The organism is Chromobacterium sinusclupearum (assembly GCF_002902845.1).
GTDB classification, from domain to species: domain Bacteria; phylum Pseudomonadota; class Gammaproteobacteria; order Burkholderiales; family Chromobacteriaceae; genus Chromobacterium; species Chromobacterium sinusclupearum.
Map to the genome: position 1 here is coordinate 1 of NZ_PPTF01000014.1, position 22,099 is coordinate 22,099.

Consider the following 22,099-nt stretch of genomic DNA (forward strand, 5'->3'; position numbering starts at 1 on the left):
GCCGACCTGGCCGATCTGGGCCGGCCGCTGCCGCAGCTGCAGGATGCGCCGATCAGCGAAACCCTGGACGTCGCCACCGCGATGGGCTGGCTGTATGTGGTGGAAGGCTCCAAGCTGGGCGCCGCCATCCTGTATAAGCTGGCCGGCAAACTCGGATTGGACGAGCACTGCGGCGCCCGCCACCTGGCCGGTCATCCGGATGGCCGCGCCCGCCACTGGCGCGCTTTCACCGCCGTGCTGGACGGCCTGCAGCTGGATGAGGCGGCGGAGGCCCGCGTCACCGCCGGCGCGGTGGCGGCCTTCGCTTGCATGAATGGCCATCTGGACCAGGTGTACGCTTGAGCCCTGGGCAGTATCCGGCGGTGCGCTGGTTTTACCTGCTAAGCGGCGTCTTGATGGTCGGACTGGGCGTGATCGGCGCGCTGTTGCCAGTGATGCCCACCACCATTTTCCTGATCCTGGCGCTGGCTTGTTTCAGCAAATCATCGCCGCGGCTGGAGCAGCGGCTGCTGGACCATCCGCGCTTCGGCCCCGGCCTGCGCCGTTGGCGCGAACAGCGCATCGTGCCCGCGCGCGCCAAATGCTTCGCCGCGCTGGGCATGGGGGCCGGATTCGTTGCCCTGTTGCTGGCCAGGCCGCCGCATTGGGTGCCATGGCTGGTGGCGGCGATCGAGCTGTCGGTGCTGCTGTATCTGCTGAGCCGGCCGTCGAAGCCATAGGGGCTGTTGACGTTTGGTGAGCGGTCGCGCCGGGCGCAAACGCAATCCACCCAGCACACTTCAACAGCCCCTAAGAATGCGCGGCGAAGATGCAAGCATGTCGTCAGAAGCGGGCTTGCCGCATAATGTGGGCTTGGCGGCCGCTTGGCCGAAGAAGGGGGAACCATGAAGATGCTGACGAAGAGCGGGCTGTTGCTGGCGGCCCTGTGGTCTGGCGCTGCGCTGGCGCAAACCGTCGATGAGCAATTGCTGGCGGCGCAGATGGCGTTTCAGCAGGCGGAGAGCCAGCAGCGAACGGCCGACAAGCGATTGAAGGACGCGCAGGACGCCAAGGCGTTGGCCGAACAAAAACTCGCCGGCGCCCAGGCGGCCTTGGACAAGGCCAGCGCCGATCTGAACGAGGCCACCACGGCCCAGGGCAACGCGCAGCAGACCTTGCAGCAGGCTACCCAGGCGCTGCAACAGGCCTGGCAGCGCAAGGAAGGCGGGCAATAATAGCCGCGCAAGCCTGACGAGCCGCGCTATTTGCCGCTGAGCTGGCGGTAGCGCTGCAGGTCCTGCTGCATTTTCTGCTGGTAGTTGTTGATTTCGGCGCGCTTGGACGCCATCAGGGCCTGTAGGTCTTTCTGTTCGCGTTGCAGCACTTGCAGATTGTGCAGCGTGGCGGCGGGCGGTTTTTGATGCTGCTTGTTGTGCTGTTCGAGGTCTTGTTGCAAGTCGCGCTGCTGGATGGCCAGGCCCTGGGCGCGCAGCTCCAGCGCGCGATAGGCCGACTGCAGAACGGAGAGCTGCTTTTCGCGGTCGGCCTGCAGCTCCGCCAGCGTGGAGTAGCTCTGCACCAGCGCCTGGTCATGGCGCGCGGCATCCTGCTGCTTTTGCAGCAGCTGCCTGGCGGCGGCGGCCGAGGCTTCGCGGCTTTGGCGCTGCGCCTCGGTTTCGGCCGGCTTTTTCACCATGCCCTGCTTGCTCAGCTGCGCCACGCCGCGGCTTTGACCTTGCAGCGGCGGCGCGTCGCTGTAATGCGTCTTGCCGGACTCGTCCACCCATTTGTACACGTCGGCGTGAGCCAGCGAACACAACAGCAGCAGCAATCCGGCAAGCGCTTTCATCAGTAGTCGACTCCGTACTGGGCGCGATAGGCGCGCACCGCGTCGAGGTGGGCGGCCAGCTCCGGGCTGTTTTCCAGGAAGCCCAGCACGTCTTTCAGCGTGGCGATGGCCACGACCGGCAGGCCGTGTTGCTGCGCCACTTCCTGCACCGCGGACAATTCGCCCTGGCCGCGCTCCATCCGGTCCAGCGCGATGGCCACGCCGGCTGGGGTGGCGCCGGCGGCGCGGATCAGCTCCACCGATTCGCGCACCGAGGTGCCGGCGGAAATCACGTCGTCTATGATCAGCACCTTGCCCTGCAGCGGCGCGCCGACCAGGGTGCCGCCTTCGCCGTGGTCCTTGGCTTCCTTGCGGTTGTAGGCAAACGGCACGTTGCGGCCCTGTTCCGCCAGCGCCATGCCGGCGGCGGCGGCCAGGATGATGCCCTTGTAGGCCGGGCCGAACAGCATGTCGAACTGAACCTGGCTGTTCAGGATGGACTGGGCGTAGAAGCGGGACAGCTTCAGCGTGGATTCGCCATCGTTGAACAGGCCGGCGTTGAAGAAGTACGGCGATTTGCGTCCCGCCTTGGTGATGAACTCGCCAAACTTCAAAACCTGCTTGTCGAGCGCAAAACGAATAAACTCTTGACGGAAATCGCTCATCTTCACTCCTTGATGAAATCGTTAACAGACCCTAAATTGCCGCAAGCATAACACGGGAGATACCCTTGCTTCGAATCGTTTCCGCCAACCTGAATGGCATCCGCTCGGCGGACAAGAAAGGCTTTTTCGACTGGCTGGCCACCATCCACGCCGACTTCGTCTGCGTGCAGGAACTGAAGGCGCAGGCCGGCGATCTGTCGGATCGGATGCGCAATCCGGACGGCCTGACCGGCTATTTCCATTATGCCGAGAAGAAAGGCTATAGCGGCGTCGGCCTGTATACCCGCCGCCAGCCGGACGCGGTGGTGGAGGGGTTGGGCGTGGACTGGATCGATGCCGAAGGCCGTTTCCTGCAGCTGGATTTCGGCAATCTGTCCGTCATCTCGCTGTACTTGCCGTCCGGCTCCAGCAGCGATGAACGGCAGCAGGTGAAGTTCGATTTTCTCGATGTGTTCATGCCGCATCTGGAGAAGCTGAAGGCGGCCGGCCGCGACATCGTGATCTGCGGCGACTGGAACATCGCCCACAATGAGATCGACCTGAAAAACTGGAAGGGCAATCTGAAGAATTCCGGCTTCCTGCCGGAGGAGCGCGCCTGGATGACCGACCTGCTGGGCCGCGTCGGCTGGCGCGACGTGTGGCGCAATCTGTATCCGGAGGCGCCAGGCTATACCTGGTGGAGCAATCGCGGCCAGGCCTACGCCAAGGACGTGGGCTGGCGCATCGATTACCACATCGTCACGCCGTCGCTGCTGGAGCTGGCCCAATCCGCCAGCGTGTACAAGGATGAGAAGTTCTCCGACCACGCGCCCTTGATCGTCGACTACCGCCGGAGCCTGTGATGTGGGACGACGATGACGTCACGCTGCTGACGGTGCCGGGCTGGGGCAATTCCGGCGACACGCACTGGCACGGCTATTGGGAGAAGACCTATCCGCTGGCGCGCCGCGCGGAGCAGCGCGACTGGCTATACCCGACCCGCGACGAATGGGTGGCCGGTCTGGATGCGGCTATTGCCGCGATTCCCGGCAAACTGGTCATCGCCGCGCACAGCCTGGGTTGCCATACCGCCGTCGCGTGGCTGCTGCAGGCTTCGCTGCAGCAGCAGAGCAAGGTCAAGGGCGCGCTGCTGGTGGCGCCGCCGGCGATTCCTTTGACCGACGAGCGGGCCCGCGCCAGCGGCGAACTGCCGGCAGGCGCGCCGCTGCCGACTTTCGCCGGCTTCGAGACGCTGCCGGAGCGCAAGCTGCCGGTGCCGGCGTTGCTGGTGGCCAGCCGCGACGATCCGTTCTGCGAGTTTGAAGAAGCGCGGCGGATGGCCGCGCTGTGGGGCGCGGAGTTCATCGACGGCGGCATGGCCGGCCATATGGGCAGCCACGCCGGCCTGGGCAGCTGGGCGGCCGGACAGCGCCTGCTGCAGCGCTTGATTCTGGCTTGACGCGACGGGCGCGCCGCTTGTCAGCGCGCCACCGGCCGCGCCGGGTCGCTGCACCATTCGCTCCACGATCCGGGATAGAGCCGGCTGCCGGAAAAACCGGCGATCTCCATCGACAGCAGGTTCTGGCAGGCGGTGACGCCGGAACCGCATTGGTGGACGATGGCGGCGGGGTCGAAACCTTGGCCCAGCAGCGCCTCCCATTCCGCGCGCAATTGCGCGGCCGGCTTGTAGCGCTGTTCGGCGTCCAGATTATTCATGAAGAAGCGGTTGGCCGCGCCCGGTATGTGGCCGGCCACCGGGTCTATCGTCTCGCCTATGCCGTGGAAGCGCTCATTGCTGCGAGCGTCCACCACGGTGAAGGCCTGTGTTTGCAGATTGGCCAGCACGGCGTCGACATCGACGGTTGCCGCCAGCGACGGCCGGATGGCGAAGCGGCGCGAGCGGCGGGCCGGCGGCGCTTGATCCAGCGGCAGGCCGGCGGCTAGCCAAGCTTTCAGGCCCCCATCCAGCACCGCCGCCTTGTCATGGCCCAGCCAGCGCAGCAGCCACCAGGCGCGCGCGGCGTATTGGCTGGAACCGTCGTCGTAGGCTACCACTTGCGTAGCCGCATCCACCCCTATCGCGCCCAGATCCACCGCCAGCCGCTGGCCATCCGGCAAGGGATGGCGGCCGTTGCGGCCGTTCTTGCTGGAGGACAGATGGTAGTCCAGATGCAGGTAGTGGGCGCCGGGCAGATGCCCTTGTTCGTAGGCGGCGGGGCCGTAGTCGGGATTGTCCAGCTGGAAGCGGCAATCCAGCACGACCACCTCGGCAGGCGGCAGGCTAGACAGTTGTTCCGGCGTGATCAGCGTGGTGTACATGGCGTCTTCAGCGTAATCGTTGGACGTTCAGGCTAATGGCAGGATGTGAATCCTGGCAAGTGTGCTAAAACATTAACATTCTTCATTTCGATTGTTTAATTGGCAGAGTAAGCTGAGATGACAGGCTGTCGCCATGTTTAGGGACGGCCAATCAAAACAATCCAGTATTGGGGATGGACATGTTTAATACTTTGACTATTGGCCAGCGCATTCTGCTGTTGGCGTGCAGCTTGCTGCTCGCCATGTTTGTGCTGGGCGGCGGCACCTGGTGGACGATGAATAATCTAGAGGCGGAGCTGAAGGTGCTGGTCAACGAAAAGATCGCCTTCCGCCACCAGTTGGACCGCATGCAGCGCACCATGATGCAGATTCGCCAGGATGAGAAGAATATCTTCATCAGCATAGGCAACCCGGCGAACACCGATCAGAGCATCCAGACCAATAAGCAAGCCCTGGACAAGAGCATCGCCAAGCTGCGCGATCAGGTGGGCGAAGCCAAGGCCATGGCGATGGCCGGCGATCATCAGGCGGAGTTCGATGGCGTGCTGTCCGGTCTGGATGGCTACGCCCAGGGCATGGCTGGGCTGTACCAGAAGATAGAAAAGGGTGAAATCACCGCGGCCAATGTCGCCGACGCCAATATCATTCCCTTCAAGCCCAAGCTCTACGCGGCGCGGGACACGCTGATCAAGCTGCGGGAGCTGGCGGACAACACCGCGAAAGAATCCGAAGACGCCATGGTGGCGGCGATGGAGCGCGCCGCCGCTTTCCTGTTGACGCTGCTGCTGGCGGTGCTGCTGGGCGGCGCGGCATTGGCTTGGGTGATCGCCCGCTCCATCACCAAACCGCTGGACTCCATGCAGGAGCGGATGCGCTTTGCGGCCGAACACAACGATCTGACGGTGAAGATAGAGCAGCATGGCCGCGACGAGGTCAGCGAAACCGGCCGCGCGCTGGCGCAACTGCTGGGCAATCTGCGCGCCTTCATCGACCGCACCCGGCAAGATTCCAACCAAGTCAATTCGACGGCGGCCTCGCTGTCGCAGGTATCGCAGCGCATCGCCGAGGCGTCGCGGCAGCAGACCGACGCCTCATCGTCTACCGCCGCCGCGGTGGAGCAGATGACGGTCAGCATCAATCTGGTGGCTGAGCACGCGGTGGAAATGGCCAGCGAGGCGCGCAGCAGCATGCAGGAAGCGGTCAGCGGCAGCCAGGTGGCGGGCGATGCCGCCAGGGAAATGCAGGAAATCGCCCGGGTGATAGGCGAGTCGGAGACGGTGATCAACTCGCTGAACCAGCGTTCCGACGAGATCGGCAATATCGTAGAGGTGATCCACGACATCGCCGAACAGACCAATCTCCTGGCGCTGAACGCTGCGATTGAGGCCGCGCGCGCCGGCGAAATGGGCCGCGGCTTCGCGGTGGTGGCGGACGAAGTGCGCAAGCTGGCCGAGCGCACCGCTCAGGCCACCGGCGAGATTTCGTCCAAGATCCAGGCGGTGCAGGGCGACACCACCACCGCCGTCACCAGCATGCGCGAGGCCGCCAAGCGGGTGGGGAGCGGCGTGACGCTGAGCGAGCAGGTCAGCGAGAAATTGGCGCAGATACGCGAGCTGTCGTCGGGGCTGCTGGAAAAAACCAGCGAGATCGCCGGCGCGATGCGCGAGCAGAGCACCGCCAGCAACGATGCGGCCAAGAACGTGGAGCGCATCGCCAGCATGGGCGTGGAAAACGGCCAGTCAGTCGAGTCCTCGTCCGAAATGGCGCAGCAACTGTCGCAGCTGGCGCATGGCCTGGATCAGGCGATCAGCCGCTTCCGCACCGCCTGAGCGGGCATCAGCCGGCCAGGGCGGCGCGCAACTGCGCGGCCAGCTGCGGCAGGCCGTGATCGGCGCCGGCACGGCGCGGCGCGGCCCAGATCGGGCTGGGGAAGTGGGCGTCGTCGGCAAAGCGCGGAATCACATGCCAGTGCAGATGCGGCACCATATTGCCCAGGCTGGCCAGGTTGATCTTGGCCGGCCGCATCACCTGGCGCAGCGCCGTCTCGGTGCGGTAGACCCAATCCATCAGATGCTGGCGCTGATCGGGCGGGAGGTCGGTCATTTCGGCGACATGGCCGCGCCAGATCACGCGGCAGAAGCCTGGATAGCCGGGTTCGTCGACCAGCAGCACCCGTAGCCAGGCGTCTTCGAACAGCAGCTCTCCGGCGGGAGCCTGACACAATTCACAATCCATGATGCGTTTCCTGTTGCTATCGTGGCGTCGATTCTACCCCCGCTATGCGCAATGGGGCAGTCATGGCGGTCTGTTATACTGACAGCGTCGGCGTTGCAGCGCTCAATCCGGCCCGGCAGCGCATCTGCGTCAAGGCGCGTCCGCGCCAGCCGTACCATCATGATGGCTGGGCGGCGAGGGATCGGGTTGGGTCGACGGCGCCAAGCGCCGACAGGCGTTCCAGAATCATAAACAGTCGGGAATCAATGTGAGTTTTGCCAATAGTCTTTTTGTCATCGGCCTGCTGATTGCGGCCAGTGCCTTTTTCTCGGTGTCGGAAATCTCTCTGGCCGCCGCGCGCAAGATCAAGCTGCGCCAGCTGGCGGAAGAGGGCAATGCCAGCGCCGAGCGGGTGCTGGAGCTGCAGGAACAGCCGGGGCACTTTTTCACCGTGGTGCAGATCGGCCTGAACGCCGTGGCCATCCTGGCCGGTATCCTAGGCGAGGCGGCCTTCACGCCGTATTTCTCCGCCATGCTGCATCTGGTGTCGCCGGCGCCGTGGGTGGAGCATCTGAGCTTCATCCTGTCCTTCGTCACCGTCACTTCCTTGTTCGTGCTGTTTGCCGACCTGATGCCCAAGCGCCTGGGCATGGTGGCGCCGGAGCGCATCGCGCTGTTGGTAGTGCGGCCCATGCTGTTCTGTGTGCGGGTGTGCAGCCCGCTGGTGTGGCTGTTCAACGGCCTGGCCAATGTGTTTTTCCGCCTGTTCGGCGTGCCCACCGGCCGGCCGGATGATCTCACCTCGGCCGATATCGTGGCGATGATGGATGCCGGCGCCGAGGCGGGCGTGCTGCAACAGCGCGAGCACCACTTGATCGAAAACGTGTTCGAGCTGGAAAGCCGCACCGTGCCGTCATCGATGACCGCGCGCGAAAGCATCATCTACTTCACGCTGCATGAAGATGAAGCCAGCATCAAACAGAAGATCGCCGAACATCCGCATACCAAGTTTCTGGTGTGCGACGGCGTGATCGACTCGGTGATCGGCTATGTCGATTCCAAGGACATCCTGATGCGGCTGATCAACCAGCAAAGCCTGTCGATGAAGCGCGAGCTGACGATACGCAATGTGCTGATCATTCCGGATTCGCTGACCCTGTCTGAGCTGCTGGAGCGCTTCAAGGCCTCGCGCGAGGACTTCGCGGTGGTGATGAATGAATACGCTCTGGTGGTGGGGGTGATCACCCTCAACGATGTGATGAGCACGGTGATGGGCGACCTGGTCAGCCAGTTCCAGGAGGAGCAGATCGTCAAGCGCGATGAGCGCTCCTGGCTGGTGGACGGCGCCACGCCGGTGGAGGACGTGCTGCGGGCGCTGGATATCGAGGCGTTTCCGGATGATGAGAATTACGAAACCATCGCCGGCTTCATGATGTACATGCTGCGCAAGATTCCCAAACGCACCGACAACGTGGAGTTTGAAGGCTACAAGTTTGAAGTGGTGGACATCGACAATTACCGCATCGACCAGCTGCTGGTGACGCGGATACCGCCGGCGGTGGCCGAGATCGAATCCGCGCGCTGATATTACGATTGGTTACACCCGCTTACATGGGACTCACAGACGGAATAGGGCGGCCTGCCTAAGATGAGTTCAAGGATGCGCCGAGTGGCGCTCCAGACAACAATCCCCTACCTGGATTCGGGAGACTGACCATGAAAAAACTGACCGCCCTCCTGTTGGCCGCTACCCTGGGCCTGACCTCCGTCGCCACCTACGCCGCGGACGCTTCCGCTCCGGCCGCCAAGGCTGCCGCGCCTGCGCACCACAAGCATCATCACAAGAAGCATGCCAAGAAGGCCAGCTCCGCTCCGGCCGCGCAAAAGGCCCAAGCGGCGAAAAAGCACCACCACCACAAGCATCACAAGAAGCCGCACCACGCTAAAAAGGCGGGCTAAACGGTCGGGTCCATCTCGATAACAGCAAAAAGGAGGCGCAAGCCTCCTTTTTTGTTGCCTGGCTTCTACTCCAGACCAGCTGACCTAAATGACAGGTAGTTAATTTTCTCCTTGTATTCTGCAGTGGAACTTTCGATTCTGATACCAATGTAATACCACATGATGCATTCATCATCGGGTTTGCAGGGTCAGGGCGCCGCATGCGCCGCATCATCATCGAATCGAGGAGAACCACCATGCTGCATTTCCCCTTGTCGCGCACGCTGCTGGCCATCGGCGCCGCCTTCGCGCTGACCCAGGCGGTTTGGGCCGCGCCCAGCTGCTCGCCGTGGAGCAGTTCCCAGGTTTACAACGCCGGCGATTACGCTACTTTCAGCGGCAAGACCTGGCGCGCCAGCTGGTGGACCCAGGGCGAGCAGCCGGGCAGCAGCCAATGGGGCGCCTGGCAGGAGCGCCCGGCCAGCGAGTGTTCGCCGGCAGATCCAGGCCAGCCCAGCAGCGGCGTGCCGCCGGAACCCACGCCGACCGTGGGCCGCAATGTCGGCTCCTACTTCACCCAATGGGGCATCTACGATCGAAACTACAAGGTGTTCAATCTGGTGAAGGCCGGCGGCGACAAGCAGTTGACCTTCCTGAACTACGCCTTCGGCAACGTCTACGCCAACGGCCAGTGCGGCATGGTGACCCGCGCCGAGAACGGCAATGGCGATGGCGGCGATGCCTGGGCCGACTATCAGCGCGCCTTCGCCGCCAACGAGTCGGTGGACGGCAAGGGCGACAACTGGAACGATCCGCTGCGCGGCAACTTCAACCAGCTGCGCAAGCTGAAGCTGGCCAATCCGCAATTGAAGGTGCTGATCTCGCTGGGCGGTTGGACGTGGTCGAAGAACTTCGGCCAATTCGCCGCCACCGACGCCGCCCGCAAGACCTTGGTCAGCTCGTGCATCGACCTCTACATCAAGGGCAACCTGCCCAAGGACCAGGATGCCGGCGGCGCCGGCGCGGCGCTGGGCGTGTTCGACGGATTCGACATCGACTGGGAATATCCGGGCGGCGGCGGCTTGCCGACTAATAGCGTGGACCCGAACGACAGGCAGAACTTCACCTTGCTGCTGGCTGAATTCCGCAACCAGCTGAATGCGCTGTCCACCCAGAACAAACGCCGCTACTACCTGACCGCGGCCATCGGCTCCGGCGTCGACAAGATCCGCAATACCGAACCGGCCAAGTACAGCGCCTATCTGGACTGGCTCAACGTGATGACCTACGACTTCCACGGCGGCTGGGAAGCCAAGGGTCCAACCAACTTCCAGTCCAATCTGTACCGCGATCCGGCCGCGCCGGTGACTGGCGATCAGGTCTATTACACCGTCGACGACGCGGTGCAAACGCTGGTCACGGCCGGCGTGCCGCGCGCCAAGATCAACGTCGGCCTGCCGTTCTACGGCCGCGGCTGGGCTGGCGTGGCGGCGGGAGCTAAGGGCGATGGCCTGTATCAGGTGGCCACCGGTCCGGCCAAGGGCACGTATGAACAGGGCATCGAGGACTACCGCGTACTGGTGAACCGCAGCGCCAAGCAATTTGTCAGCCCGGTGGCCAAGCAGCTGTGGACTTACGACGGCAACGAGTTCTGGAGCTATGACGATCCGGCCACCATCCGCGGCAAGCTCGACTACGTGCGCTCGCAACAGCTGGGCGGCGTGTTCAGCTGGTCGCTGGACGGCGACGACGCGCAGGCGACGTTGCTGAAGACCAGCGCCGAGGTGCGGCAGGACGCCGCCACCGCCGCCAAGCGCCGCGCGGCGGCCGCTGCCGCGGCGAAAGCCAAGGCGGTGAAGAAGTAAGCGGGCGCGGATGAGAAAACGGCGGGGCTTGCTCCGCCGTTTTTCATGGCCTGCCCGGATTCACAGCTCGGCCGCCGGCAGTACCCGCAGCGGTTGCGGCGTGGCGCTGGTGGCACTCCATGCGGCGTTGAAGTGGTCTATCACCTGCTCGCCGCTGAGCGCGAAGGCGCTGACCGTGGTGTGGGCGTCGCCGATGACGGTGACCTGGTAGCCGCGCGACACCGCGTTGCGCAGCGTGCTGTCTACGCAGAAATCGGTGGCGGCGCCGCTTATCCACAGCTTGCTGACGCCATGAGCTTGCAGCAGCTGCGCCAGATCGGTTTCGCAGAAGCTGTCGCCGTAACGCTTGAATACGAGCAGGTCGCCGTCTTGCCGCGCCAGCTTGGGATGCAGCTGCCAAGCGGCCGAGCCATGCGGCAGATCGTCTTCCTCATGCTGGACGAAGATCACCGGCATGCCGCGCTGGCGGGCCTTGGCGAGGGCGAGGTTGAGATGGTCTAGCACCGAATCGAGACGGGCGGCGCGCAACTCGCCTTCGACGACGCCGACTTGGACATCGATGATCAGCAGGGCGGTATCGGACACAGGTTTCTCCTGGTGGAATGCGGCCGGCTGACAGCGGCCAGCCGATGGATTGTCAGATCAAAGCTTCCGGGTTCAGCACATGGCTGGTATCGCCCTGGAAAAAACGCACCGCGTTGCGATAGGCGATCTCCAGATACTGACGGTAGCTGGCCGCTTCGGCGTAACCGAGGTGCGGCGTGCACAGCACATTGGGCCGGCGCAGCAGCGGGTGGGCCGTGTCATAAACCGGTTCCTGCTCGAAGACGTCCAGCGCGGCGAAGCCGGGCCGGCCGGCGTCCAGCGCCGTCTCCAGCGCCCCCTGCGCGATCAACTCGGCGCGGCTGATATTGACCAGCAGCGCGTCGGTTTTCATCCGCATCAGGTCGTCCAGCGTGATATTGCCGCTTGTCGCCGCCACTAGGCGCTGGTGCAGGCTGATCACATCGGCCTCGGCGAAGAAGGCTTCGCGGCTGGCCGCGGCCTGATAACCCAGCGCCTGCGCTTCTTCGCGGGCGCGCTCGCTGCCCCAGACCAGGATCCGCATGCCGAAGGCCTGGCCGTAGCCGGCCACCAGTTTGCCTATCTTGCCCAAGCCCAGGATGCCCAGGGTCTGGCCGCGCACCGACTGGCCAACCGGGCCTTGCCACTGGCCTTGGCGCAAGCTGTCGATATTTTCCGAGAGCCGGCGGCGGGCAGCCATGATCAGCAGCCAGGCCAGTTCGGCCGGCGCATACGGCGAACCGCTGCCTTCCACCACGGCCACCCCGGCGCGGCTGCAGGCTTCCACATCGATATTGCGCGCCAGCTTGCCGGTCTGGCTGACCAGGCGCAGCCGCGGCATGCGCGCCAGCAGGGCCTCGTCGACTACCGTACGCTCGCGGATCAGCAGCAGCGCCTCGGCCTGCGCCAGGGCTTCGCCGGCGTCGGGCGCGCGGGACAGGTCGCCCAGGCTGCGGCAGGCATAGGCGGGGTCTTGCTGCAGTTCGGCCAGTTGCGGGCCGATGTGCTGGTAGTCGTCGGGAATCAGCAGTTGGATGGCGGGCATGGGGTTCTCCGTAAGATAGTCGTTCAACCGCGCAGCGGCATCGCCAGATACAGGAAGTGCGGATCATCTGGGTTGGTGACGAGCAAGCCGCGCTGGCCGGCGCCGAGGCCGAAGCGCAGATGCTCGGCGGGAAGATGGCTCAGCACGTCCAGCAGGTATTGCAGATTGAAGCTGGCGTCCAGCGGCTCGCCCTGCCAGTCGGCGGGCAGAATCTCTTCCGCCTCTTCGCGCTCCGCGTTGCGGCAGCGCAGCGCCAGCTGTCCGGGGCGGACCGCCAGCTCCAGTTGGCGGATCTTGGCGTGCGCCAGCACCGCCACCCGCTGCACGGCTTGCAGCAGGCTCAGGCGCGGCAGCGTCAGTTCGCAGTCATGGTTGTCCGGCAATAGGCGCAGGTAATCCGGCGCGCGGGCATCCACCAGCTTGCAGCGCAGCCGCGTGTCGCCCAGCCGGCAGTCGAGCTGGCGCGCGCCCAGTGCCAGCGTGATCGCCTCGTCCTGGTCCGTCAGCAGTTTGGCCAGCTCCAGCGCGGCCTTGCGCGGCAGCAGCATTTGCCGCGGCGCCTGGGCGTGCGGCAGCGGGTAGCGCTGCAAGGCCAAGCGGATGCCGTCGGAGGCGATCAGCCGCAGCGCCTCGCCATCGAGTTGCAGCAATAGCGCGTTCAGGTAGGGCCGGATGTCGTGGTCGGCCATGGCATAGAGGATTTGGCCAAGCTTGCGCTTCAGCTCGCCTTGGCTCAGCGCCAGGTCGCTTGTGGCGTCGTCGTCGGCCGCCAGCAAGGGGAAGTCTTCGGCCGGCAGGGTTTGCAGCTGGAAGCGGCTGCCGGCGGCCTGCAGCAGCAATTGGCTGCCCTGCTGTTTCAGCTGCAGCTCGCACCCGGCGGGCAGCGCGCGCAGGATGTCCAACAGCTTGCGCGCCGGCACGCATAGCCGGAAGGTTTGTTCGGCAGGCGCTTCGCGCCGGCTTTCCACCTGGATGTCCAGATCGCTGGCGGTGAAGGCGAGCGCTTCGCCGTCGGCTTGCAGCAGGGCGTGGGACAGGATGGGCAGGGTGTGGCGGCGCTCCACCACGCCGCAGACAGTGGCCAGCGGCGAGAGCAGGGTATCGCGGTCGGTGCGCAGCAGCATGGTCGGATTTCCACGGCAGTTCAATCCGCCATTTTATCACGACGTACTATGCTGATGTGCTGGCGTTGAGCGGGCCCCGGCCAGAACTGGGCATGGATCGGCCGGGGCTGGCGCTTATAAAAGCACCCGCTCGATGCCGCCGTCGCGCGCGCGCGCGACGTATTCCGGCAGCCAGTTTTCGCCCAGGATGTGACGGGCGATTTCCACCACGATGTAGTCGGCTTCGGTGCCGGTATCGTCGTTGTAGCGCGACAGACCCTGCAGGCAGGATGGGCAGGAAGTCAGGATTTTCACCGGTTTGGCCGGCGCGTCGCCGCCCGTCAGCGCCTGCAGATTGCCGCGTATTTCTTCTTCCTTGCGCGCGCGCACCTGGGTGGCGATGTCCGGCCGGCTGGCGGCGAAGGTGCCGGCCTCGCCGCAGCAGCGGTCGGACAGCGGCACGCCGCCGCCCATCAGCTCATTGACCACCTTCAGCGGCTGGTGGGTCTTCATCGGGGTGTGGCACGGGTCGTGATACAGATATTGCTGGCCTTCGATGCCGTCCAGCTTCACGCCTTTCTCCATCAGGTATTCGTGGATGTCGATAACGCGGCAGCCGGGGAAGATGTCCTCGAAGCGATAGTGCGCCAGCTGGTCGAAGCAGGTGCCGCAACTGACCACCACGGTCTTGATGTCCAGGTAGTTAAGCGTGTTGGCCACGCGGTGGAACAGCACGCGGTTTTCGGTGGTGATGGCGTCGCCCTTGTCCTGGTAGCCGGCGCTGGTTTGCGGGTAGCCGCAGCACAGATAGCCCGGCGGCAGCACCGTCTGCGCGCCGACGTGCCACAGCATGGCCTGGGTGGCGAGGCCCACCTGGCTGAACAGCCGCTCCGAGCCGCAGCCGGGGAAGTAGAACACCGCCTCGGCGTCTTCCGCGGCCTTGGGGTTGCGGATGACCGGCACGATGTGCGGATCTTCCACGTCCAGCAGCGCGCGGGCGGTTTTCTTGGGCAGGCCGCCCGGCATCGGCCGGTTGATGAAGTGGATGACTTGCTGCTTGATCGGCGCCGGGCCGACGGTGGACGGCGGCTGCTTCTTTTGGCCGCCGATCAACCCCAGCCGCTTGCCGAGCTGGTTGCCCAGCCGCTGCGCCAGGTAGCCGACGCCGACCAGGCCGGCGCGTATGGTCTTGACCGTGGCCGGGTCCTTGGCGGTGAGGAAGGCCATGCCCAGCGCGGTGCCGGGATTGAACTTCTTCTTGCCGGACTTGCGCAGGAAGTTGCGCATCGCCACCGACACGTCGCCGAAGTCGATCTTGACCGGACAGGGCTTGACGCAGCGGTGGCACACCGTGCAGTGGTCGGCCACGTCGGACAATTCCTCGAAATGCTTTAGCGACACGCCGCGGCGGGTCTGCTCCTCGTACAGGAAGGCCTCGGTCAGCAGGCCGACGCCGAGGATCTTGTTGCGCGGGCTGTACAAGAGGTTGGCGCGCGGCACATGGGTGGAGCACACCGGCTTGCACTTGCCGCAGCGCAGGCAGTCCTTGATCGAGTTGTTGATGTCGCCGATGTCGGACTGCTCCAGGATCAGCGATTCGGCGCCGAGCAGGGAGAACGACGGCGTGTAGGCCAGACGCAGGTCCGCGCCCGGCAGCAGCTTGTCGCGGTTGAAGTGGCCGTTCGGGTCCACTTGCTGTTTGTAGGTACGGAACGGGGAGATTTCGTCCTCGGTCAGGAATTCCAGCTTGGTGATGCCGATGCCGTGTTCGCCGGAGATCACGCCGCCCAGCCGGCGCGCCAGCGCCATGATGCGTTCCACCGCGTGGTGGGCCGTTTGCAGCATGCGGTAGTTGTCGGAGTTGACCGGCAGGTTGGTGTGCACATTGCCGTCGCCGGCGTGCATGTGCAGCGCCACGAACACCCGGCCGCGCAACACGTGCTGCTGCAGCTCGCGGATGGCGGCGCGGATGCCGGCGGCGGCAGTGCCGGAGAAGATCTGTTCCAGTTCGGCCAGCACCTCGCGCTTCCAGCTGACGCGCAGGATGAAGTCGCGCAGCGCGTGGAATACCGTGTCCGGCTGCTCGGCGGCGTCTTCCCGCGGCGCGTCGGGCCAGCGGCTGGCGTATTCATGGAACGGCGCGTCCATGTGGTCCAGCAGCCATTGCCAGCGGTCTCGGTTGACGGCCAACAGCGACAGCGCGGCGGCGCGCCGGTCGCCGATCAGCTCTTCCGACGGCAGGTTGGTGTCCATCTTGTCCACCGGCAGCCGGCCGTGGAAGTACTCGGTCAGGGTGTCCAACAGTTCGATCTTGTTGGCGATGGACAGCTCGATGTTGATGCGTTCGATGCCGTCGCTGTAATCGCCGAGGCGCGGCAGCGGGATCACCACGTCTTCGTTGATCTTGAAGGCGTTGGTGTGCTTGGCGATGGCGGCGGTGCGGCTGCGGTCCAGCCAGAAGGTCTTGCGCGCCTCCGGCGTCACCGCGATGAAGCCCTCGCCGTGGCGGGCGTTGGCGATGCGCACCACCTGGCTGGCGGCCTCGGCGGCGGCGTTCTCGTCGTCGGAGACGATGTCGGCGATCAGCACCATCTTGGGCCGGCCCTTGCTCTTGGCCTTGGTGGCGTAGCCGACCGCGCGCACATAGCGCCAGTCCAGGTGCTCCAGGCCTGCCAGCTGCACGCCGGCGGCCAGACAGGCGCCGCCGGGCTTGAACAGGTCGGTGATCTCGACGATGGCCGGCGTGGCCTCTGCCACGGTGCCGAAGAACTCCAGGCACACGGTGCGCGTGTGCTTGGGCATTTTGTGCAGCACGAAGCGCGCGCTGGTGATGATGCCGTCGCAGCCTTCCTTCTGCACGCCGGGCAGGCCGGCCAGGAATTTGTCGGTGACGTCCTTGCCCAGGCCCACCTTGCGGAAGGCGCTGCCGGGAATGATCAGCTCGCGGCTGCTTTCCACGGTCTGGCCATCGTCGGCCAGGCGCGAGACGCGGAAGCGCGCTTCTTCTACATCGTGGATTTTGCCGTAGTTGTGGCCGATGCGCTCCACCAGCTGCCAGCGGCCGTCCGGGTCCACCATTTTCCAGCTGGCCAGATTGTCCAGCGTGGTGCCCCACAGCACGGCCTTCTTGCCGCCGGCGTTCATGGCGATATTGCCGCCGATACAGGAGGCTTCGGCCGAGGTCGGGTCTACCGCGAACACCAGTCCGGCGGCGGAGGCCGCTTCGGACACGCGGGCGGTGACCACGCCGGCGCCGCAGGAAATGGTGGCGCGCTTGCCCGAGAGGCCGGGCAGTTCGATGTGCTCGACGCCCAAGTGGCGGTCCAGTTTTTCGGTATTGATCACCGCGCTCATGCGGTCCAGCGGCACCGCGCCGCCGGTATAGCCGGTGCCGCCGCCGCGCGGAATGATGGTCAGGCCCAGCTCGATGCAGGCGCGCACCAGCGGCGCCATTTCCGCTTCGCTGTCTGGGCTCAGCACCACGAACGGGTATTCGACGCGCCAGTCGGTGGCGTCGGTGACGTGGGCGACACGCGACAGGCCGTCGAACAGAATGTTGTCGCGGCGGGTCAGCCGGGTCAGCTTCTTCAGCACGCGGGCGCGCAGCTCGCGGGTTTGCTCGAACTGGCGTTCGAAGTCATCCACCGCCTCGCGCGCGGCGGCGATCATCAGCTGGACTTTATCATTGCCGTCGCGGCGTTTCTCGATCTCCGTCAGCCGATGGCGCATCGCCTCCACCAGCGCGGACAGCCGCTTGGGATTGTCCAGCAGGTCGTCCACCAGATACGGATTGCGGTCCACCACCCAGATATCGCCCAGCACTTCGAACAGCATCCGCGCGGAGCGGCCGGTCTTGCGCTGGCCGCGCAGATCGTCCAGCAGTTTCCACATTGGTTCGCCCAAGAGGCGAATCACGATTTCGCGGTCGGAGTAGGAAGTATAGTTATACGGGATTTCCCGCAATCGCTGTTCGCTGGTGATGGCTGTCATTTGTCCGCAAGCTGGATTTTATTAGAGGAATGCCTGCCAGTTTAGCCTAATTGCTGCGATGCGAAAAACATGAGTTGAATAGGGATTTTTCCTCTTTAGATCAAGAGATTGCCGGCACCCATGAGGCGGGTGCATGGCTGGAGCGCCCAAAAAGTCACGGCGTCTAAATGATGGAGCATGGATTGGCTTGACGTCATTTTATGCTGCGCTCTGGCATGTCTATGAGTTTTTCCGATTACCGGCATGGCTCTGTTTTTCGGTAAGCTATGGCTTTGGGATGTTTGCCCTTGTGGATAATTGCGATATGGAAAGGATGGCGAGGATGTGGAAGAAACTGTTGCTGGTGTTTACCCTGGCGGCTTCGCTGAGCGGTTGCGGCTATAACGCGATGCAGTCTCAGGATGAGGCGGCCAACGCCGCCTGGTCCGAGGTGCTGAACCAGTACCAGCGCCGCGCCGACCTGATTCCCAATCTGGTGAAGACGGTACAGGGTTACGCCACGCACGAGAAGGATGTGCTGACTCAGGTGACCGAGGCGCGCGCCCGTGTCGGCAGCATCCAGATGGACGCGGCATCCGCCACGGACGAAAACAAGCTGAAGCAGTTCACCGCCGCGCAGAATCAGCTGGGCTCGGCGCTGTCACGCCTGTTGGTGGTGTCGGAGAACTACCCGCAGCTGAAGGCGGACCAGTCGTTCCGCGATCTGCAGGCGCAACTGGAAGGCACGGAAAACCGCATCGCGCTGGCCCGCAAGCGCTATATCGACGCGGTGCAGGTTTATAACGTCACCGTGCGCAGCTTCCCCAACAATCTGACGGCGATGATGTTCAGCCTGAAGACCCGCCCCAACTTCACCGTGGAGAACGAGAAGGCGATCTCCGCGCCGCCGCAGGTGAACTTCGACCAGCAAGGCAAGTGAGATGAGCCGCGCATGGGCCTGGCTGTGGCTCGCGTTGTGCCTAATGGCGGGCGCGGCCCGCGCCGAGCTGGCGGTGCCGCCGCCCACCTCGCCGGTGATCGACCAGGCGGCTTTTCTGACGGATGACGAGCGCGGCCAGCTGGAAAAGCAGCTGCTGGACTTTCACCAGCGCAAGGGCAGCCAGCTGGCGGTGCTGATCGTGCCGTCGGTCGAGCCGGAAACGCCGTTTGATTACGGCACGCGAGTGATGGAGAGCTGGAAGCTGGGGCGCAAGGGCGTGGACGACGGCGTGCTGCTGCTGATCGTGGCCGATACTCACAAGACTCAGCTTTTGGTGGGGCGCGGGCTGGAGGGCGCGATTCCGGACATCTACGCCAAGCGCATCCTGCAGGACACCTTGCGGCCTTTGTTCAAGCAAGGCCTGCGCTTGCAGGGCATCCAGGCTGCTGCGACGCAGATCGAGGGCCTGATCGACGGCGAAAAACTGCCGGAACCCAAGCGGCAGGCCGCGCAAGGCGACGGCTGGGCGGACAGCTGGCCGCTGCTGGCGTTTTTCCTGCTGGTCGGTTCCGGCGTGGCCGGCCGGCTGTTTGGCCGCTTGATCGGCAGCTTCATCATGGGCTGCCTCAGCGTGGCCGCTTCCCTATTGCTGGGCGCCGCCACCGTGACCGCCTTGTTGATCGGCGTGGTGGCGGCAGGCTTGTGCCTGGTGCTGGGCGAACATGGCCTGTCCCTGGCTAGTTGGGGCAATTGGGGCGGCGGCGGAGGCGGCGGACGTTCCGGCGATGGCGGCAGCGGCTGGTCCGGCGGCGGCGGCGATTTTGGTGGCGGCGGGGCTTCGGGAGACTGGTGAAATGAATCGATGGCAACGCGTTTGGCGCCACCTGAGCAGCACCGGCTGGCAGGCGCGCCGGCAGTTTCCGGCCCGGCAGCTGGCCAGGCTGGAGCGGCATATCGCCGAATCCGAGCAGGCGCACTGCGGGCAGCTGCGCTTCGTGGTGGAGTCTGCGCTGGACTGGCGGGCCGCCTGGCGCGGCATGAGCGCGCGGCAGCGGGCGCTGCAGTGGTTCGGCGAGCTGCGGGTGTGGGATACCGAGGAGAACACCGGCGTGCTGGTCTATCTTCTGCTGGCGGAGCGGCGGATCGAGATCATCGCCGACCGCGGCATCAATCGCCGGGTGCCGGCGCAGGATTGGGCCGACATCTGCGCGGCGATGCAGCAAGCGTTTGCGGCGCGCGATCATGTGGCGGGGCTGGAGCTGGGGCTGAAGCGCATACACGCGCTGCTGACCCAGCATGCGCCGCGCCGCGGCGAACCCTTCGTCAATGAGCTGCCGGATCAGGTGATTGTGCGCTGATCCCTGGCGATCTTCGCTGGCTACGAGTACCTAGCCGCGGCGGGAGTGTATGGCCAGCTGTTCCGCCAGCTGCACCGCCTCGACCAGGCTGCCCGGATGGGCGCGGCCGCTGCCGGCCAGGTCCAGCGCCGTGCCGTGATCGACCGAGGTGCGGATGATGGGCAGGCCCAGCGTGATATTGATACCGGCGCCGAAGCTGGCGTGCTTCAGCACCGGCAGGCCCTGGTCGTGGTACATGGCCAGCACCGCGTCAGCATTGGCGAGCTTGTCCGGGTTGAACAGCGTGTCGGCCGGCAGCGGGCCGATCAGATGCATGCCTTCGGCGCGCAGCTTGGCCAGGGCCGGTTCGATGATGTCGATTTCCTCTCGCCCCATATGCCCGCCTTCTCCGGCGTGCGGGTTCAGGCCCGCGACCAGGATGCGCGGCGCGGCGATGCCGAATTTGCCCACCAGATCGGCATGCAGGATGCGGATGACTTCGTCCAGCAACAGCGCGGTGATGGCGTCGGCGACGTCGCGCAAGGGCAGGTGCGTGGTGGCCAGCGCCACGCGCATGCCGCCGCCGGCCAGCATCATCACCACTTTTTTGGCGCCGGTGCGTTCGGCCAGGTATTCGGTATGCCCGGTGAATGGCACGCCGGCATCGTTGATCACGCCCTTATGCACCGGCGCGGTGACCATGGCGGCGAACTCGCCAGTCATGCAGCCGTCTATCGCCGCATCCAGCGTATCCAGCACATAGCGGCCATTGGTCGGATCCAGCTGGCCGGGCGTCGACGGCGCAGCCAGCGGCACATGCAAGACTTCCAGCGCGCCGGCCGGAGCCGGCTGATCGCGGCGGTAGTCGACCAGCGTGATCGCTAGCCCCAGCTGCGCCGCGCGTTCGGCCAGCAGGCCCCGGTCCGCCACCACCACGCAGCGGCTGCGCGGCGCCAGTTCAGGCAGCCGCAGCGTCAGGTCCGGCCCGATGCCGGCCGGTTCTCCGGCGGTGATGGCCAGCACGGGGCGGTTCATCACTTGTCGTCCAGGTGTTCTTCGACGAAGGCGGAGTCGCGCAGCTGGCGCACCCAGTCGGCGTAGGCCTGTTCCATCTTGCGGGCGCGGATTTGCTGTTTGACCGCCATCTTTTCGTGGTCGCTGGACACGTCCTGATTGCGCTTGCCTTCGACCAGGATCAAGTGCCAGCCGAACGGCGAACGGACCGGTTCGGATACTTGGCCGATCGGCAGGGCCACCATCGCCTTCTCGAATTCCGGCACCAAATCGCCCAGATTGACCCAACCCAGGTCGCCGCCCTTGGCGTTGCTGCCGTCTTCGGAGTACAGCTTGGCCATGTCGGCGAACTTGGCGCCGCGCAGGATGCGGTCGCGCACTTGGTCGATGCGGGCCTTGGCGTCGGATTCGGACACGGCCTCGTTGGTGCGGATCAGGATGTGGCGCGCATGGTATTGCTCGACCAGCATCGGCGTGCCGCCGCTGCGCTTGTCCTGCAATTGGAAGATGAAGAAGCCTTGCTGGGTGCGGATCACGTCGGTGTAGCCGCCCGGCTTCAGTTGCTCCAGCATTTGCACGAACTCCAGCGGCAGCGAGGTGGCGGGACGCCAACCCATATCGCCGCCCTTCAGCGCATTGGGGGCGTCGGAATAGGCGGCAGAAACCTTGGCGAAAGGCTGGCCGGCATTCAGCTCGGCCTGGGCTTTATGCACTTTCTGCGACAACTGGTCGATCTGCTTGGCGTCGGCGCGTTCCGGCACGCTGACCAGGAGGCTGGCCAGATGGTATTCGGTGCGGTTGGCGCTCTGCGCGCTCTTCAGTACCTGTTCCACTTCGCTGTCGCTGACGGAAACGCGGGAAGCGACTTCGCTGTCGCGCAAGCGGGAAATGGTCAGCTCGCGGCGGATATCGCTGCGCAGCCGGTCCATGGTGATGCCGTCGCGGGCCAGTTGGGCCTTCAGGCCGGCTTCGGTCAGCTTGTTTTGTTTGGCCAGGTTGGCGATCGCCTGGTCGATGGCGGATTCTTCGATGCGCAGGCCGCCGCTGGCGGCGTACTGCAGTTGCACTTCCTCGGTGATCATCTGCTCCAGCAACTGGTGCTGCAGCACATCGCGAGCCGGCGGCGTCACTTTTTGCGCCTCCAGCTGTTTGATCGCCTCGTTGACGCGGGCCTGCAGTTCCTGCCAGGTAATCACATTCTTGTTGACCACGGCGACGATGCGGTCGACTTCGCGGACCGGCAGCGGCGCGACGGGCGCCGAAGCGGAGGCGGCGGGGGCGGCCGGCGCGGTTTGCGCGGCGCAGGCGATCAACAGGGCAAGCAGAGTCTTTTTCATGGT

Annotated in this window: 22 protein-coding genes; 12 read left to right on the plus strand and 10 right to left on the minus strand. The window is 64.9% G+C overall.

All coding sequences use genetic code 11. The features are described 5' to 3' along the window. The 3 genes from C2134_RS21805 to C2134_RS03065 all read left to right on the plus strand — a co-directional run. On the plus strand, positions 1 to 342 hold a 342-nt coding region (locus C2134_RS21805; protein WP_199179865.1), incomplete at its 5' end, for a biliverdin-producing heme oxygenase. Next, a complete protein-coding gene (locus C2134_RS03060) occupies positions 339 to 719 on the plus strand; it encodes a YbaN family protein (RefSeq protein ID WP_071108633.1) in 381 nt (126 codons plus the stop codon). The genes C2134_RS21805 and C2134_RS03060, both read left to right, overlap by 4 nt. Positions 720 to 884: 165 nt before the next feature. Next, entirely contained in the window at positions 885 to 1,214 is a 330-nt protein-coding gene (locus tag C2134_RS03065; RefSeq protein WP_103317479.1) for a hypothetical protein, read from the plus strand. Between the two features lie 26 nt (positions 1,215 to 1,240). On the opposite strand, the gene C2134_RS03070 is transcribed toward C2134_RS03065, so the two are convergent. Both C2134_RS03070 and pyrE read right to left on the minus strand, forming a co-directional pair. After that, positions 1,241 to 1,828: a DUF4124 domain-containing protein gene (locus C2134_RS03070; protein ID WP_103317481.1), complete on the minus strand. Its 588-nt coding sequence runs from the start codon at positions 1,826 to 1,828 to the stop codon at positions 1,241 to 1,243. After that, a complete protein-coding gene (gene pyrE / locus C2134_RS03075; RefSeq protein ID WP_071108630.1) occupies positions 1,828 to 2,472 on the minus strand; it encodes an orotate phosphoribosyltransferase in 645 nt (214 codons plus the stop codon). Before pyrE ends, C2134_RS03070 begins: the two co-directional genes overlap by 1 nt. A gap of 65 nt (positions 2,473 to 2,537) precedes the next feature. Here pyrE and C2134_RS03080 point away from each other — a divergent pair, with 65 nt between their 5' ends. Both C2134_RS03080 and C2134_RS03085 read left to right on the plus strand, forming a co-directional pair. After that, positions 2,538 to 3,314: an exodeoxyribonuclease III gene (locus C2134_RS03080; protein ID WP_103317483.1), complete on the plus strand. Its 777-nt coding sequence runs from the start codon at positions 2,538 to 2,540 to the stop codon at positions 3,312 to 3,314. Beyond that, positions 3,314 to 3,910, plus strand: coding sequence for an alpha/beta hydrolase (locus tag C2134_RS03085; RefSeq protein ID WP_103317484.1), 597 nt, complete (start codon positions 3,314 to 3,316; stop codon positions 3,908 to 3,910). Before C2134_RS03080 ends, C2134_RS03085 begins: the two co-directional genes overlap by 1 nt. A gap of 20 nt (positions 3,911 to 3,930) precedes the next feature. On the opposite strand, the gene C2134_RS03090 is transcribed toward C2134_RS03085, so the two are convergent. Continuing rightward, complete coding sequence (locus C2134_RS03090; RefSeq protein WP_103317486.1) at positions 3,931 to 4,770, minus strand: sulfurtransferase; 840 nt, start codon at positions 4,768 to 4,770, stop codon at positions 3,931 to 3,933. A 179-nt stretch (positions 4,771 to 4,949) separates the two neighbouring features. Here C2134_RS03090 and C2134_RS03095 point away from each other — a divergent pair, with 179 nt between their 5' ends. Then, positions 4,950 to 6,599 carry a methyl-accepting chemotaxis protein gene (locus C2134_RS03095; RefSeq protein WP_158248684.1) on the plus strand — a complete coding sequence of 550 codons (1,650 nt, stop codon included), beginning with the start codon at positions 4,950 to 4,952 and terminating at the stop codon, positions 6,597 to 6,599. Positions 6,600 to 6,606: 7 nt separating this feature from the next. Here C2134_RS03095 and C2134_RS03100 read toward each other — a convergent pair whose 3' ends face one another. Next, positions 6,607 to 7,005: an HIT family protein gene (locus tag C2134_RS03100; RefSeq protein ID WP_103317490.1), complete on the minus strand. Its 399-nt coding sequence runs from the start codon at positions 7,003 to 7,005 to the stop codon at positions 6,607 to 6,609. A gap of 247 nt (positions 7,006 to 7,252) precedes the next feature. Between C2134_RS03100 and paeA the strand changes: the two genes are divergently transcribed. The 3 genes from paeA to C2134_RS03115 all read left to right on the plus strand — a co-directional run bounded on the left by paeA (position 7,253) and on the right by C2134_RS03115 (position 10,787). Next, positions 7,253 to 8,569 (plus strand): polyamine export protein PaeA, encoded by a 1,317-nt coding sequence (gene paeA, locus C2134_RS03105; RefSeq protein ID WP_103317492.1) that lies wholly within the window; start codon positions 7,253 to 7,255, stop codon positions 8,567 to 8,569. 131 nt (positions 8,570 to 8,700) lie between these two features. Beyond that, on the plus strand, positions 8,701 to 8,943 hold the full coding sequence (locus C2134_RS03110) for an acid-shock protein (protein ID WP_103317494.1): 243 nt from the start codon (positions 8,701 to 8,703) through the stop codon (positions 8,941 to 8,943). 236 nt (positions 8,944 to 9,179) lie between these two features. After that, positions 9,180 to 10,787 (plus strand): glycosyl hydrolase family 18 protein, encoded by a 1,608-nt coding sequence (locus C2134_RS03115; protein WP_103317495.1) that lies wholly within the window; start codon positions 9,180 to 9,182, stop codon positions 10,785 to 10,787. 60 nt (positions 10,788 to 10,847) lie between these two features. On the opposite strand, the gene C2134_RS03120 is transcribed toward C2134_RS03115, so the two are convergent. The 4 genes from C2134_RS03120 to C2134_RS03135 form a co-directional block, all read right to left on the minus strand. Further along, the gene (locus C2134_RS03120; RefSeq protein WP_103317497.1) at positions 10,848 to 11,372 is read right to left on the minus strand and encodes a cysteine hydrolase family protein; all 525 of its coding nucleotides are present in this window, start codon (positions 11,370 to 11,372) and stop codon (positions 10,848 to 10,850) included. A gap of 52 nt (positions 11,373 to 11,424) precedes the next feature. Further along, on the minus strand, positions 11,425 to 12,396 hold the full coding sequence (locus C2134_RS03125) for a D-2-hydroxyacid dehydrogenase family protein (protein ID WP_103317499.1): 972 nt from the start codon (positions 12,394 to 12,396) through the stop codon (positions 11,425 to 11,427). 23 nt (positions 12,397 to 12,419) lie between these two features. Then, the gene (gene dnaN, locus C2134_RS03130) at positions 12,420 to 13,520 is read right to left on the minus strand and encodes a DNA polymerase III subunit beta (protein WP_103317501.1); all 1,101 of its coding nucleotides are present in this window, start codon (positions 13,518 to 13,520) and stop codon (positions 12,420 to 12,422) included. Between the two features lie 114 nt (positions 13,521 to 13,634). After that, positions 13,635 to 17,489 (minus strand): DUF3683 domain-containing protein, encoded by a 3,855-nt coding sequence (locus C2134_RS03135; RefSeq protein ID WP_103317502.1) that lies wholly within the window; start codon positions 17,487 to 17,489, stop codon positions 13,635 to 13,637. Between the two features lie 313 nt (positions 17,490 to 17,802). Here C2134_RS03135 and C2134_RS03140 point away from each other — a divergent pair, with 313 nt between their 5' ends. Genes C2134_RS03140 through C2134_RS03150 form a run of 3 tightly spaced genes read left to right on the plus strand, consistent with a single transcriptional unit; the run spans position 17,803 to position 19,766 of the window. Further along, the gene (locus tag C2134_RS03140) at positions 17,803 to 18,408 is read left to right on the plus strand and encodes a LemA family protein (protein WP_103317504.1); all 606 of its coding nucleotides are present in this window, start codon (positions 17,803 to 17,805) and stop codon (positions 18,406 to 18,408) included. Position 18,409: 1 nt separating this feature from the next. Then, on the plus strand, positions 18,410 to 19,261 hold the full coding sequence (locus C2134_RS03145; protein ID WP_233196341.1) for a TPM domain-containing protein: 852 nt from the start codon (positions 18,410 to 18,412) through the stop codon (positions 19,259 to 19,261). A 1-nt stretch (position 19,262) separates the two neighbouring features. Next, on the plus strand, positions 19,263 to 19,766 hold the full coding sequence (locus C2134_RS03150; protein ID WP_103317505.1) for a TPM domain-containing protein: 504 nt from the start codon (positions 19,263 to 19,265) through the stop codon (positions 19,764 to 19,766). Positions 19,767 to 19,796: 30 nt separating this feature from the next. On the opposite strand, the gene pdxA is transcribed toward C2134_RS03150, so the two are convergent. Both pdxA and C2134_RS03160 read right to left on the minus strand, forming a co-directional pair. Next, positions 19,797 to 20,780: a 4-hydroxythreonine-4-phosphate dehydrogenase PdxA gene (pdxA, locus tag C2134_RS03155; protein WP_103317507.1), complete on the minus strand. Its 984-nt coding sequence runs from the start codon at positions 20,778 to 20,780 to the stop codon at positions 19,797 to 19,799. Next, positions 20,780 to 22,096, minus strand: coding sequence for a peptidylprolyl isomerase (locus C2134_RS03160; RefSeq protein WP_199179866.1), 1,317 nt, complete (start codon positions 22,094 to 22,096; stop codon positions 20,780 to 20,782). The genes pdxA and C2134_RS03160 overlap by 1 nt, the downstream gene beginning before the upstream one ends. Between the last annotated feature and the right edge of the window lie 3 nt (positions 22,097 to 22,099).